This is a genomic window from Haladaptatus sp. AB618, from assembly GCF_024136965.1.
Taxonomy (GTDB): domain Archaea; phylum Halobacteriota; class Halobacteria; order Halobacteriales; family Haladaptataceae; genus Haladaptatus.
Genome location: NZ_JAMYJX010000003.1, coordinates 441,554 through 455,444 on the forward strand (window position 1 = coordinate 441,554; position 13,891 = coordinate 455,444).

15 protein-coding genes are annotated in these 13,891 nt (G+C 61.3%); 8 read left to right on the forward strand and 7 right to left on the reverse strand.

Annotated elements, in window-relative coordinates; all coding sequences use genetic code 11:
* Positions 1-56 precede the first annotated feature (56 nt).
* Entirely contained in the window at positions 57-1,124 is a 1,068-nt protein-coding gene (locus NKF26_RS12750; protein WP_253228478.1) for a M20/M25/M40 family metallo-hydrolase, read from the reverse strand.
* A 111-nt stretch (positions 1,125-1,235) separates the two neighbouring features.
* Between NKF26_RS12750 and NKF26_RS12755 the strand changes: the two genes are divergently transcribed.
* The 4 genes from NKF26_RS12755 to NKF26_RS12770 all read left to right on the forward strand — a co-directional run bounded on the left by NKF26_RS12755 (position 1,236) and on the right by NKF26_RS12770 (position 4,176).
* Entirely contained in the window at positions 1,236-1,505 is a 270-nt protein-coding gene (locus NKF26_RS12755) for a hypothetical protein (RefSeq protein ID WP_253228479.1), read from the forward strand.
* A 42-nt stretch (positions 1,506-1,547) separates the two neighbouring features.
* Positions 1,548-2,495, forward strand: coding sequence for a zinc-dependent metalloprotease (locus NKF26_RS12760; RefSeq protein WP_253228480.1), 948 nt, complete (start codon positions 1,548-1,550; stop codon positions 2,493-2,495).
* A gap of 156 nt (positions 2,496-2,651) precedes the next feature.
* Positions 2,652-2,987: a hypothetical protein gene (locus NKF26_RS12765; RefSeq protein ID WP_253228481.1), complete on the forward strand. Its 336-nt coding sequence runs from the start codon at positions 2,652-2,654 to the stop codon at positions 2,985-2,987.
* Positions 2,944-4,176, forward strand: coding sequence for a COG1361 S-layer family protein (locus NKF26_RS12770; RefSeq protein WP_253228482.1), 1,233 nt, complete (start codon positions 2,944-2,946; stop codon positions 4,174-4,176). Before NKF26_RS12765 ends, NKF26_RS12770 begins: the two co-directional genes overlap by 44 nt.
* Before the next feature lie 440 nt (positions 4,177-4,616).
* On the opposite strand, the gene NKF26_RS12775 is transcribed toward NKF26_RS12770, so the two are convergent.
* Entirely contained in the window at positions 4,617-5,411 is a 795-nt protein-coding gene (locus tag NKF26_RS12775; protein ID WP_253228483.1) for an ABC transporter permease subunit, read from the reverse strand.
* A 12-nt stretch (positions 5,412-5,423) separates the two neighbouring features.
* Positions 5,424-6,380: an ABC transporter ATP-binding protein gene (locus NKF26_RS12780; RefSeq protein WP_253234398.1), complete on the reverse strand. Its 957-nt coding sequence runs from the start codon at positions 6,378-6,380 to the stop codon at positions 5,424-5,426.
* 65 nt (positions 6,381-6,445) lie between these two features.
* On the opposite strand from NKF26_RS12780, the gene NKF26_RS12785 reads away from it, so the two are divergent.
* Positions 6,446-7,135, forward strand: a complete 690-nt coding sequence (locus tag NKF26_RS12785) for a hypothetical protein (protein ID WP_253234399.1) — start codon at positions 6,446-6,448, stop codon at positions 7,133-7,135.
* Positions 7,136-7,156: 21 nt separating this feature from the next.
* Positions 7,157-9,238: a hypothetical protein gene (locus NKF26_RS12790; RefSeq protein WP_253234400.1), complete on the forward strand. Its 2,082-nt coding sequence runs from the start codon at positions 7,157-7,159 to the stop codon at positions 9,236-9,238.
* On the opposite strand, the gene NKF26_RS24120 is transcribed toward NKF26_RS12790, so the two are convergent.
* The gene (locus NKF26_RS24120) at positions 9,239-9,373 is read right to left on the reverse strand and encodes a hypothetical protein (RefSeq protein ID WP_256487061.1); all 135 of its coding nucleotides are present in this window, start codon (positions 9,371-9,373) and stop codon (positions 9,239-9,241) included. It abuts the gene before it with no gap.
* Between the two features lie 108 nt (positions 9,374-9,481).
* Positions 9,482-9,832 carry a helix-turn-helix transcriptional regulator gene (locus tag NKF26_RS12795; RefSeq protein ID WP_253228487.1) on the reverse strand — a complete coding sequence of 117 codons (351 nt, stop codon included), beginning with the start codon at positions 9,830-9,832 and terminating at the stop codon, positions 9,482-9,484.
* Between the two features lie 440 nt (positions 9,833-10,272).
* Here NKF26_RS12795 and NKF26_RS12800 point away from each other — a divergent pair, with 440 nt between their 5' ends.
* Entirely contained in the window at positions 10,273-11,046 is a 774-nt protein-coding gene (locus tag NKF26_RS12800; protein WP_253228488.1) for an AAA family ATPase, read from the forward strand.
* On the forward strand, positions 11,043-11,585 hold the full coding sequence (locus NKF26_RS12805; RefSeq protein WP_253234401.1) for a hypothetical protein: 543 nt from the start codon (positions 11,043-11,045) through the stop codon (positions 11,583-11,585). The genes NKF26_RS12800 and NKF26_RS12805 overlap by 4 nt, the downstream gene beginning before the upstream one ends.
* Before the next feature lie 89 nt (positions 11,586-11,674).
* Here the strand turns inward: NKF26_RS12805 and NKF26_RS12810 are convergent, their stop codons facing one another.
* Both NKF26_RS12810 and NKF26_RS12815 read right to left on the reverse strand, forming a co-directional pair.
* Positions 11,675-12,427: a creatininase family protein gene (locus tag NKF26_RS12810; protein ID WP_253228490.1), complete on the reverse strand. Its 753-nt coding sequence runs from the start codon at positions 12,425-12,427 to the stop codon at positions 11,675-11,677.
* Positions 12,424-13,803: a M28 family metallopeptidase gene (locus tag NKF26_RS12815; protein WP_253228491.1), complete on the reverse strand. Its 1,380-nt coding sequence runs from the start codon at positions 13,801-13,803 to the stop codon at positions 12,424-12,426. The genes NKF26_RS12810 and NKF26_RS12815 overlap by 4 nt, the downstream gene beginning before the upstream one ends.
* Between the last annotated feature and the right edge of the window lie 88 nt (positions 13,804-13,891).

Here is a 13,891-nt window from a genome sequence, read left to right on the forward strand (position 1 = left end):
ACAATCCCAGTGTTTGTGTTGATAAACGTACCGGAACGGAAATCGCGTGGTTGCGGTCAGATATCGACCGAAAATCCGTCTCGACCGCTCGCCCCTACCGCAAATTCTGCCAGCAGGTCGGCCGACGCGTCCAAATCGTCCGTGTCGATGACTTCGACGGGCGTGTGCATATAGCGGTTCGGGAGTCCGAGGTTGAGCGACGGGGTGCCGCCACGGGCGGTGAAGAAGGCGTCCGCGTCCGTTCCCGTGTGGATCCCGGCGGCTTGCAGTTGAACGGGGATTTCGGCGTCCTCGGCCGCCGTGCGCACTGCGGCGACGACTTCGGGGTGGTTGGCGCTCCCGCGTGCGACGACCGGCCCGCCGCCGAGGTCGATGGTGAGGTCGGAGAACTGCTCTTCCCCATCGACGTCGGGGCTGTCCATCGCGTGTGTCACGTCGATGGCGACGATGGCGTCCGGATTCAGATCGAACCCGACCATCTTCGCGCCCTGCAATCCGAGTTCCTCTTGAACCGTGCTCACGGCGTACACCGTCGCGTCCACGTCGCGTTCGGCCGCCCGGCGGAGCGCCTCGGCGGCGACCCACGTTCCGACGCGGTTGTCGATTCCCGGCCCGGCGACTCGCGTCCCACGCAGGTCCTTGATGGTCGCCTCGAACGTGATCGGGTCGCCCACATCGACCAGTTCCTCGGCCTCCGCTTCGCTCTCGGCACCGATATCGACGTGTTGTTCCACGATGTCCTCGAACTCGTCGTCTTCGGGGTCGCGCAGGTGGATCGCGCGTTGGCCGACGACGCCGTTGACCACGCCGTTAGCAGTGTGCACTTCGACGTGTTGGCCCTTCGTCACGGTTCGGTCGGTGCCACCGATCCGGTCGATACGGAGGAAGCCGTCCTCGTCGACTCCGGCGACGATGAGACCGATCTGGTCGGCGTGGCCCGCAAACGCGATTTCCGGTCCGTCCCCTTCGACGACGGCGACGGCGTTGCCATACCCGTCGGTTCGAACCTCGTCCGCGAACTCGGAAACGTACTCGACCCACACGCGTTGGCCTTCCACCTCGAATCCGGACGGACTGGGTGTCGTCAACAGAGAATCCAAAAACCCGCGTTGCTTTTCGTCCATATCCGTGAACGGGCGATGGTCCGTCTTCAACCCCCCGAATACCACGAGGTAATGTATGAAAAAATATGTTGACCCAGAATCAATAAGGGGATGAACGTTGAGGAGTGGTGCATGGGGTTTCTAGAACTACACCTTCACGAACCGAACTTCACACTCAACACGGGCGAGGCGGAATCGTCGGGCATGTTCGGATGGAAAAAGCACGAACACGGAAAGCACGGCAAACACAAACACGGAAAGCACGGCAAACACAAACACGGAAAACACGGCAAACATGAAGCGCACGACGAGGGTTCGTCGGTAACGGAGAAACTGGCACCAATCCTCTTTCTCGTCGTGGCCGCTGCGGTCGCACGACGGCTTCGACACCGACGGGAGTGACTGGACAGAAGGATTTTGTCGGCTCGAATACAACGTAGTGGTGTGAATCTTTACCGTAGCGTCCGTGCCGTCACCGGCGCATCCGGAACCGGCCCCATCGATTGGACGGCGGTGGCCGACGCGGCGAAGGCGGCGACGGACCCCGGCTCGATAGACCTCTCACCTGCGGAGCAGGACGGCTATGCGACCGACGTGCGCGACGCCCGAAACCGCGTCCGTGAAGTCTCCGGCGTCTCCTTCGACGTTCCGAGCACCGTCGAAATTCAGAACCGTCACCACTGGATCGACGCGAACATCGCCACATTCGAACGCGTGATGGAACCCATCGAAGAGTACGGCCCCGACGTGCTTCCCGGGATCGCTCGCGTCGTCAACACGGGAACCATGACGTTCATGCTCTCCCTCCTCGGCAACAACGTCCTCGGCCAGTACGACCCGCTCCTACTCGCCGAAGGTGACGACCACGCGCTTTACTTCGTCCATCCCAACATCGCCCGTACCGCGGAGGAGTTGGAAGTCGATGCCGACCGCTTCCGCCGTTGGATCGCCTTCCACGAGGTCACGCACGCCGCCGAATTCGGCGCGGCACCGTGGCTCTCGGATTATCTCGAATCGGAGATGGAATCCGGCATCGAGGCCCTCGCCCACGGGGAAGTGGACCGCGATGCGTTCCAGCAACTCGACACCGCCATGACCGCCGTCGAGGGCTACGCCGAACTCCTCATGGACGAGGCCTTCGACGACGAGTACGAGGACCTCCGCGAGAAGATCGAAGCCCGACGGAAGGGAATGAACCCGCTCTCGAAGCTCATGCGTCGCATGCTCGGCCTCGGCATGAAACGCCGACAGTACGAGCGTGGGAAGGCCTTCTTCGAACACGTCGTCTCGGCGCGGAGCGTCGAGGTCGCGACTCGCGTCTGGGAGAAACCGGACAACCTCCCGACCGACGACGAACTCGAACACCCCGAACGCTGGCTGGCACGAGTCTGATCTTCCTTCTTTACTGCGGGTGAGAGGTCGATCCGGTTCGAACACTCTTTCGACTACTTCTGATTCCATTGGATAGTTCCACGGCAAGCGCCCGACGTGACTCCTCGCCGTCGCCGTCAATGATTTGTCAAATAACGTCGTACGCCCACCATGCGCATGGGGGGTGTAGTGGTCACGATTCTCGTCTGTACCACGCTGTTGGGAGCAGGGGTAACGGTACAGGGGAGTCAGAACGGGTCCGGAATCAGCGTTTTCGCGCCGGAAAACCGGGTCGCTCCGGGACAGGAGACCCGACTGCAACTCGTCGTGGCCAACGACGGGAGCGGTACGAACGGCGGTTCGACGCTCTCGGGCGCGACGGTCGAAGTCGGGGACGCGAACACGCCGATAACGGTGCTGTCGAATCGCGTCCCGGTCGGGACGCTCCCCCCCCGGAACACAACAGTCGGTGCCCGTTCGAATCCGAGTCGGCGAGCGGGCGACGGCGGGTGAGTACGTCCTGCCGGTTCGAGTGACGTACACGACCGATTCCGGCGAACGGACAGTTCTTCGATACGTCTCGGTTCAGGTAGAGCGAAGCCCCCGGTTCCGCGTGGTGAACACGACGGTCAACGGGAGTGCGGGCGAGACGGGAACGCTCTCGCTCGCCATCCGGAACGCGGGGACGGTCGGGGCGTTCGACGCGAGCGTGGTCGTCAACTCGACTGACCCCAGTATTCGGTTCGGGAACAACGCCACGACGGCCGAAACCTCGGTCGGCGAGTGGTTACGCACGGATACGAAGTACGTCCAGTTCCCGCTCCAAGTCGGGCCGGACACCGACGCCCGCAACGTCACCGCACAGGTCCGCGTCGCGTACGACACCCGAACCGGCGAACGGCGGCTTTCGGACCCGCTGTACATCGGGATTCGACCCCAGACGAAGCCCTCGTTCGCGGTTCGAGACGTCACCAGCACGCTCCGCGTCGGCGACACGGGACGCGTTTCGGGCCGCGTCGAGAACACCGGCAACCGGACGCTCGACGACGCGACCCTGATCCTGTCGCCGTCGAACGGGACCGCCCTCCGTCCCGCGGAAACCCAGTTCCCGCTCGGAACCCTGCCGAACAACAGTTCGCATCGGTTCGGGTTCGACTTGGACGCGACGAACGCCACGAACCCCGGTCCACGCGATTTCACCGCCAGACTCACCTACCGCGACGGGAGCGGCGTGCGTCGCGTGACCGATCCGATTTCCGTTCCGGTCCGGGTGAAACCGCGACGCGAACCGTTCGTCGTCACCGCGACGGACGCCAACTTCACCGTTGATTCGAGCGGAACGCTCCGGGTGCGGGTGAAGAACAACGCCGGAAAGCGTCTCTCGAACGTCACGGCACGACTGCTGGTTTCGGATCCGTTGTCGAGCGACGACAGCGAGTCCTACGTCGGCGTCCTCGGCCCCGGAAATTCGTCGTCCACCTCGTTCCAGTTGACCGTGAGCGGGAAGGCGATTCCCGACCGACACCCCGTCGCGGTCGCCATCTCCTACGAGACGCCGAACGGCGATCAGCGCCAGGCCGGGCCGTACGCGGTGCCGGTGAACGTCCAGCGTCAATCGGGTTTCGGATCGTCGCTGATCTCGGTCGGGATCGTAGTCGGTGTGCTGGTGCTCGGGGGACTGTGGTGGCTCCGACGGCGATGACGAGGATGAGGACAAAGTCGTGGGGAGATCGATATCGAAGGTCTCCACCACTCGCTACGAACACGAGTGTTTGGTCGGTGTGGAGTTGCAACTACTACGATGATGACTTCGAAAGCCCCCGCCCGCTCGCGGTTACACCGCTCGCCTGCGAGGTTGCTCCGCACCCTCGTCTGCCACACCCTCCCCAGCCGATTCCTCCGGTCGCTAGCGCTCCCTTCGTCATCCCTCGCACGAATTTTCCGAGGTGACGCGGCCAGCGGTTCGGCCGCGTCACCTCGGCAGCGCGCGCCACTCGAACGGACGGGGGGCTTTCGAGGTAGTCTTCTCAGTCGTTGCAATCGTAGAGTTACCCTCCTCACAACGTCGGAGCACGGGTGGGGGACCTACTGAACTGTCATCACAGTTTCGACTGTCACGAAATCACGAAACACGTCTCGTCGTCACACGTCCCGTCGTTCGAACAGTTCGGCGCTGAGGACCAACAAACCGATGGCGGCGACGGCGAGGATGGCAAAATCGTGGAGCGAAATCGTTCCATCAGTGAGAATCTTCCCGACGTCGAAGTAGCGCGTGAAGGCGAAATCCCCGATCCAGTCGTAGTCGGTATCGAACGTGGTGGAGTCCACGAGGAACATCGCGAATATCCCCCCGACGGCGACCGTCCGGGCGCGGCGAGCCGTGTCGAACCGGACGGAGGCGAGCATGCCGAGGCTCGCACACGCGAGGAAATACACGATAGAGTAGGCGTGCAGGGTGAACAGGTAGGCGGGGTCGAGGTACTCGCCGATGAACTGGACGCCGAGGTAGACCGCGAGGAAGCTGATGGCGTTGACGACGAACATGCTCGGAACGAGCGCGAGATACTTCCCGACGACGAGGCGGGTTCGGGTGACCGGATGGGCGAGAACCAAATCGAGCGTGTCGTTCTCGACTTCGCCCGCGATGCTCGACGCGGCGGCGTAGGCGTAGTAGATGCCGAGGCCGAGGAGCCACGCGATCTGGTAGAACTGCGAGGCGAGGTAGCCGTCGATGGTCGTGATGCTCTCGACGTTGCCGATGAACGCGCGGCGGGCGTCCTCCGGGAGGTTCTGGACGTAGGTGTCGAAATCGGCCCCCGACTGCTGAATCGATGGGAACAGCGCGACGATGAGGACGATGAAGACGACGAGCGATGCCGACAGTAACAGCGTTCCACGGACGCGCCGTCCCATCTCGAAATTCGTTATCTCGAACATCCTGTCTCCCACCTACGACTCCGGTTCACCGCCGTAGAACTGCATGAACACGTCTTCGAGCGACGTCTCTTCGACCTCCAAATCCCGGATCGAGTAGTCGTCGAGAACGTCCACGAGACCGTCGAAGTTACCCGTAACGACCAGTCGATAGTAGCCGTCTTCGTCGCGGCTACTGTCGATGGCCCCGTCGAACAGCAACTCGTCCGAGTCGGGCGTTTCCACGAGGTCGAGGCGGACGATCTTTCCGCTCTTTCGCAACAGTTCACCGATGTTCTCCAGCGCGACGAGGCGACCGTCGCGGATGATACCGACGCGGTCACACACCTTCCGAACTTCGCTCAGGACGTGGGTCGAGAACAACACCGTGACCCCCCGTTCGCGCTCGTCGAGCAGCAATTCGTACAGTTCGTTCTGTGCGAGCGGGTCGAGTCCCGCCGTCGGTTCGTCCATGATGAGGAGGTCGGGGTCGTGCATGAACGCTTGTACCAGAGCCAACTTCTGGCGGTTCCCCCGCGAGTAGGTCTTCACGTTTCGGTCGATGGGGACGGGGAACCTGTCGAGCAACTCCTCGCGGCGCTCGTCGCCGGAGAGTGCCGCGAAGTAATCGAGTAGCTCCGCTCCGGTGACGTTTCCGTAGATCGTCGCGTCGCCGGGGACGTATCCGATCCGATGTTCGACGCTTCTCGTCCGCTCGGTGACGGTGTGCCCGAGCACCCGCGCGGTTCCGCTCGTCGGGCGCAAGAGGCCGAGCAGGACTCGAATCGCGGTCGATTTTCCCGCCCCGTTCGGTCCGAGAAACCCGAACACTTCTCCCGGTTCGATGGAAAACGTCAGGTCTTCCACTCCTCGAACGTCCCCGTAATACTTGGTCAGTTCCTCGATGGCGATCGGCTCCGGCGCGGACACCGGAAAGTGAACGTTTGCGAACGACTTATACGATTCGCCGAAACACTCGGCGTCGTTCGGCATCGCAGTACCGAGGAATGACGGCGTTCCCAGAACCCTTATTTCATCATCCAACGTACATCTGTATAATGACTTCTCGCCTCGAATTTCAGAACGAGTCGGGCGAGGGTTCCACCGTCCAACACGTGACGTTCATGGAGTGGCTTTCCGGCTTGAAAGCCAGGGGCAGTAACCTTCTCGTCACGGGCGAGGTTCCCAAGGAAACGAGTGCCGAGTTCAGCCGGACGCTGTTTGGACAGGGAGAACGAACGCGAATTCTCGGACTCATCAACCCGACGACGATGGACGCGGAGTCGTATCTCCCGGGTACACCGAACCGGCCAGAGACACAGGTGATCGACCAGCGCCCGGAATACCGTGCGGCGACGGCCGACGATTCGACTGCCGCTCGGCCGACCGACATCGATCGTGAATCGTTCCGCTCGGCGCTGGTTTCGGCGATCGAGGTTCACAACGACCGAAACGGTGGATTCGAGCCTGCCGAACTACGGCTTGGCCTCGATTCGGTCGAGGTGTTGGAGATGAACGACGACCTCGTTTCGCTCACGCAGTTCCTACGGGGGATTACCGCACTCGTTCGTGGGGTCAACGGAATGGCACACTATCACCTTCGCGTCCCGGACGACGACCCGATGGTGGACGAGCTATCGCCCCTGTTCGACGCTCGTATCGAACTACGAAAACGACCGGGGCGAGCAGAACAGCGCTGGCACGTGCCGACGCTCGATGAGACGACGGACTGGGTAGAACTATCGTAGGTAACGGGAAACACAAGGAGAATGGAGTTTCGACGGCACACGGAGCGTGATGGGCTCGATATCCACGACCCCATCGAAAACGTCAGGTTTGCGTTGTTTACGTCGAGTTCCGTCGATTTGACGCCTGCCGACACGTCGATGTTTTACTTTCCGGTCGATGCCGCCGTCGAAATCGAGACGACCGCTCTCGAAGTGCCGAAATCGGTTCCGGTCACGATTCGCCACGGTGATGGCACGATGGTGGCGGAGACCTCGGACGAATCGGACTGTTCCTTCGAACCCGGGGCGTATCTGGTCGAGCTGAGTTCGACACCAATGAAGCTGTATCTGCTACTCGATAGCTCGGTGCAAATCGAATACGAGGGAGATGGGGCCTTCTTTTCGTTCGACCCCGACACCACCGTTTACGTCGGAGCGCGCTCGTTTCACGACCAGCCAGCGGGGACGATCACCGTCACCGACGATATCCGGGACGTGATGCGCGCCATCTCGCTGTTTGGATCGGCACTGAAGACGCTCTCGCCCGAGCGCTCGTATCCGACGTTACGGGGACATCCGCCGCTCATCGAGTACGGTGAGGGATTTTCCGCGCCCGACGCCCTCGAACCCGTCGATTCGGGTGTCGAACTCGTCGTCCCACCGGACCGCGAACACGTCTATCCGATAGCGCCGCTCGCGTACTATCTCGGTGCGACCGTGATCCCAGGGGACGACCCACGTCTCGTCGCCGGATCGTTCGAGCAGCCCCTCGTCGGTTCCGAGGGGTACGGCGAAACCGTCAACCGCGTCCTCCGACAAACGTTTCTGCTGGACTGTCTGACCCGGACGGAAGGCTACTACCGGATAGAACTCCACGAGCGAGAACGAGTCGAACCGCTGGTCGATTTCGACTTCGCCGAACTCTATACTACCCCGCTTCCGGAACGACTCGCGGCATACCTTTCGGTGCCGTTCGAGACGCTCGAACCGTTCGTCCCGAACTGGCAGTTGGGGGTCGATCTCGCCCCGACGGCGAGCGGTATCGAGTACGTACCGTACCTCGCCCGTGACCTCGCGCTCGTCAGAATTCCGGACGAACCAACCCCCAAAGCAGCCAATTCGATGTCCAACGCCCAGACGGAGTTCTTCCGATCACCGGTATCGGGTGCCTTGACTCGCGGGGCGAGCGGGTGGGAAGCGGTGGACGAGCACGACATATTTCAGGTGGACGCGATGCCGAACGTAGTCGAGCAGGCGTGGGCAGGCCCGGGATACCCACTGAAGGTCAACAAACTGGATGTAAGCGCGCTTCGAGGGCGTATCGATCGTCGCCCTTCTTCGGACACCATCACCATTCACGTCGTCTGTAACGACGAGGGGATGATGGACGAGAACGTCGTTCGTGAGATATACGGATTACAGGACATGCTCGACTTCGACGTGATCGCACACTACGATCTATCGCGTGGCGAGCTCGCAGATCTGCTGGCCCAGCCAGCTGATTTCATCCACTACATCGGCCACGTAGATGAGAACGGATTCCTCTGTTCCGATGGGTCGCTCGATGTGCGGTCGATTCCGGAGGTCGGCGTGTCCGCATTTCTGTTGAACGCCTGCCAATCCTACGAACAGGGGCACGAACTCGTCAAGAAGGGGAGTCAGGGTGGCGTCGTAACGCTCTCCCCGGTCGGCAACCCGATGGCGACGGAACTCGGGCAGACGTTGGCTCGTCTTCTGAACCGTGGATTCACGCTTCGAACCGCGTTATCGATCGCCCAACGCCATTCGGTACACGGCTACCAGTACACGGTCATGGGCGATGGAGGTGTGTCACTCGTCCAGAACGAGAAGGGGAATCCGCGGTATCTGAAGATAAAGCGAGTCGGCGAAGACCGGTTCGAGGTCGAGATAAGCGTGTGTTTGACCTATCTGTTCGGACTCGGCACTCACGTCAATTTCCACCACGACTGGTCACAAAAACGGTTTTTGGGGTCTGCGCCAGTGACGACGCTGACACTGACTGGTGAGTCGCTCCAAGCCGAACTTTCGAAACAAGTCGTTCCGGTCGAGGTGAACGGTGAACTCGTCTGGAGCGATGAAATACAGGTATCCGATTTGGAATAGTTACGGTCCGGGGTTCGATCCGCCACCTGCGAGCACGGCACCGAACTGCGTTACCAGCAGGATAAGGGCGAACAGTACTCCGATCAGTCGAGGATGCTCCGTTAGCTTTGCGCGTAGTGCATTGTTTTTCGACATCGCGAACGAACAATTCCACCATCACGAATTATAATTTTTTTAATAGTTCATGAAAAACATCAATTGAGGTTATGTTTGATTAATAATATTATTTCCAAAAATGCGTTCTCACTGCGTAAAACCGCCAATAGCGTCCGATATCGGATTTTTGAGTTCGTGAATAACGTCGTCGAGTTCGTCGGACAATCGCTGTAACAGTCGCGCGTGTGTCGTCGTGGCGAGCGTATACTCCGGGTGTGCACCGTCGGCATCGACCGTTTCGACCAGTTCGAGGTCGAGTAGTTCGTCGCGGTGGTTCGTCCACGTACTCGGTGCGGTTCCCGCGTGGTCCGCCAACTCCGTCGCGCTGAAACTCCCGTCCGGGTCGTCGGCGAGCACGGCGAGAAATTTCATCCGTGCGGGATAGACGAACACCTGCGCGAGCGGTGGTGACGTGAGATCGTTGTTCCGGGGACACATATGGTATGTTATCACATGTTTGTTTGAAGACAGTGTTGGAGTTCGTTTGAAGAAGGACGGACTGAACATAATGTCAGCAAAAGTGAAGATCTTAGACGGCAGCGGTAATAATCACGGACTGGATGCGTGAAATTCACACGAATCGCCGATGCAAACGTACGGCTTCCAGGACCGGTCACCGCCACTCAACCTGTTCGGGAGTTCGGCGAACTGCGACACATCGTCGGCCGTCGTGTCGGCACGCATCCTGTCGCTGCCAACCGATCAGGCCTCTGCACCCTTGATCGGTTCCACTTTATCGGTCTCGCTGACGATTTCGTACGTCGGTTCCTCCCCGCCGGACCCGGATCCTGATTATCCGGTAGCGAACGATATGGAGTCCATTTCTCGTCCATCGAATCAAATGTATTTTTAAAGGATGGAGACTGGAGTTTAGAACGATGGTCGAGGCGTTTGCGGTTGCGAGCGGCAAAGGAGGCACCGGCAAGACCACGAGTACGCTCTCGCTCGGGATGGCGCTGGCCGAGGAGTACGACGTAACGGTCGTGGATACCGACACCGGAATGGCGAACTTGCTGTTTCACACCGGCCTGACCGACGCGGAGACGACGCTTCACGATCTGCTCATCGGCGACCGTGAGGCGTCCGTCGAGGACGCCGTCTACGAACGATTCGGAATGAAGGTCGTACCCTGTGGGACGAGCCTTTCGGCGTTCGAGCGCGCCGACCCCGACCGGTTACAAGCGGTCGTGGCGGAGTTGGCGGCTGAAACGGACGTGCTCCTGCTCGACTCGCCCGCCACGCTCGGTAGCAAGAGCGCGATCCTTCCGATCGTCCTCGCCGATCGGATCGTCGTCGTTCTCCAACCGACGATTCCGTCCCTCAGCGACGGTCTGAAGGTCCAAGAGTACGCTCGTTCCTACGGAACCGGGACGGCTGGCGTGCTGTTCAACAAGGTGCACGAGGACGAGACCGTGGACCCAATTTCGGAGAAAAGCGAGCGTTACTTCGACGGACCAACGCTCGCCGCCGTCCCCGACGACGAGGCCGCACGTGCAGCACGGCGCGCGGGAAAACCGCTGCTCGCACACGCACCCGATAGCGCGGCCGCGAACGCCTACCACGACGCCGCAGGGGCGCTTGACGTTCGTGCTGGCGAATCGGAGCGGGTCGCGGAACGCTTCCGGAGTGCGGTCATTCCCGACTCACCATGACGTCTCCTCGTGGCGAACTCGTTCATTCCCGCGTCGTCAGCAACCCCGCAACAGCGCTCACCACCGCGCTCGAACAGCGTCTCACCGGCTATGTCGTCTTCGAGCCGCAGGATTCGCTCCTCCTCGACGCGAACGGATACGGGGTGTTGACCTTCGAAGACGGGATTCCGATACAAGCTCACCATACCGGCACCGGGCGGGGAGGTCCCGAGGCGGTGGCCGACCTCGCCGTCCCAGGCCCGTACAGCGTCGAACTTTATCGGCAGTCACCGGACGAGCGTGACACGGACTTCCGCACGGACGAACGACGTATTCCGCCGGAAATGCCCGCCGAGCGGTTGGCTGGTGATCCGGCGTTGGCAGAGAAAACGCGAGAACGCGCACCGGAACGGGCGTCTGCGGGGCCGGAAACGACGTCAACCAGCGCCGTGGAGGCGTTTCTAGAGGACGAGGAGAAGATCGCAGCGATCCGTGAACAGGCACGACAGGAAGCCGAACGACGGGCATCTGAGTGGGGGTTGGACGACCAACTTTCGTGACGGTTTGTCCGACAATCACACCTATCGAAGGAGAAACGATACGCTTCGACGTTCGGACGACGTCGATGGTTCCCGAACGCTAACGACCGTTACTCCTGGTCGATGTCCGATTTCAGCGCGGCGAGGATGTCCGCGTTCGTTTCCGCGACGACTTCTCCGAGGAACTCCGGGTCGGATTGCGTCGGGTCACCGAGTCCACCCTGTTCCGTGATGTCGTCGAAGTACGTGTACTGACGGGCCTCGAAGTCGGCCTTTCTGACCTGTGGTTCCTTCTTCTCCGTTCTGACGAGGTCGGGATAGAACAACTCGATGGCGCTGGTTTCGTGGTCGCCCGCGTGTCCCCATTCCTCGCCGAAGCGCTCTTTCAGCCTGTCGCGGGCGAAGTCGGTCCAGTGGACGAACGAGGTTTTCACCCCGTGGTCGCGCTGGATCCTGTCCGCCGCGAGGGTGAGCGGCGCGCGGTTGCCACCGTGGCAGTTGAGCACGAGGAGGCGCTCGGCACCGTGATTCGCCATCGACTCGCCGATTTCCACGACGACTCGTTGGTAGGTGTCGCCCGACAGCGTGACCGTCCCGGGGTAGTTCATGTGGTGTTCGGAGTACCCATATGGAAGCGTCGGGAGTCGAACCATCGAAAGGTCGTGGTCGGGTGCCGCCTCGACGATTTCCCGCGAGAGCGACTCCGCCCGGAGTGTATCGACGGTGACGGGAAGATGGAGGGAATGCTGTTCGACGCTCCCGGTCGGGAGGACGACGAAATCCGCGTCGGGAATCGCCGTCTCCGCGTCCTCCCACGTCATCCCGCCGAGGTCGTACGGTTCGTAATCGAGTCGGACCGTCATCGGTCGGCCTCCGCCGCCGTCGTCCGCCCCTCGCCGTCGAACGGCCACGTGCCGGAGTTTCGCATTCCGGGTTCGAACCCCTGTTCGACCGTCGCCTCACGGATTTCTGCGACGGACTTGTGTGGTATCTCCCGGTCCGCTTCCGCGAGTTTGTACACCCCCGCGGTGAAGACGACGGCGAGGTCACGGAGGTCGCGCACGTCGAGTTTGTCCAGCGTATCCCCGTGCGTGTGACCCCACCCGCGGCCGCTTTCGCCCGCGATGGACCGACCTTGCATGCCAGCGACGCCCTTCTGTACGAACGGCCAGTGGTCGCTGTGCGGCCGGATTTTGTCGTGAATCTCGACCGGAACGTCGAACTCCTCGCTCACTTCCGCGAACGCTTCGCCCATCGGGTCGAAGCCGTGGGTGTACACGTCGGCGGTACGGGAGTAGCCCGCGCCGTCCATGTTGAAGATGCATTTCACGGCGTCCATATCGTGCGTTTCCGCCCAGTGGTACGCGCCGAACAGGCCGACCTCCTCGGATCCGAAGACGAGACAGCGAACGCGTGTTTCCAGGTCGTCCTCCATCTCGACCAGTAGACGACCGATTTCGGCGACGAGCACCGTTCCGACACCGTTGTCGTTCGCACCTTCGCCCACGTCGTGGGCATCGACGTGCGCGGTGACGAGCACTTCCTCGTCGGTATCCGGTCCGACGACGGCCTCGATGTTGCGGGAGGTCGCCGGTTCGTTTCGGCAGTTCACGGTCAGTCTGGCGGTCGTCTCGCCGCTCCCGCAGTATCGAACGAGTCGGTCGCCGACCTCCTTCGAGACGCCGACGGCCGGAATGTCGCCGGGACCGTCCTCCTTGCCGATGCTTCCGGTGGGGGGAAGGTTGCCATCCAGATGGTTTCGGAAGAGGAACCCGACCGCGCCGCCGCGTGCCGCCGCCCCGTATTTTTCGGCGCGGTGAATCCAGCGCCCGTAATCGTCCGGCGTCATGCTGGAAGCCATGACGAGTTTTCCCTCCACGTCCGCCTCCTCGAAATCCGTGGGCAGGCCGTAACCGACATCGACCAGTTCGGCGTCCACATCGCCGCTCGGCGTCCCGGGGAGGGCGACGGTCTCGTGCTGTGCGTCGAACTCGTGGGTCCGGTCGTGTTCGACGGTCAGCGAACTCGACTCGCGCCACCAACCGGGAATTCCGAACTCGTTGATGGCGACTTCGCGGAGACCGTGCGTTTCGAACGCGTCCTTTACCAACTCCGCTCCTTCGACCTCACCCTCCTGTCCGGCCATTCGGTTGTCGAGATCGACGAGATCACAGAGCAAGTCCCAGTGGTGTGTACTCGTGTACGCATCACCGACGAGATTCGTGTGTAGTGTTGTCATAGTTCGTGGTAGGATTTACGATTGGCGGGCCGAACGATGTAAGTTTGGTTCGAAGAAATCCGCGCATATGTAGAACATATTTTAGGTG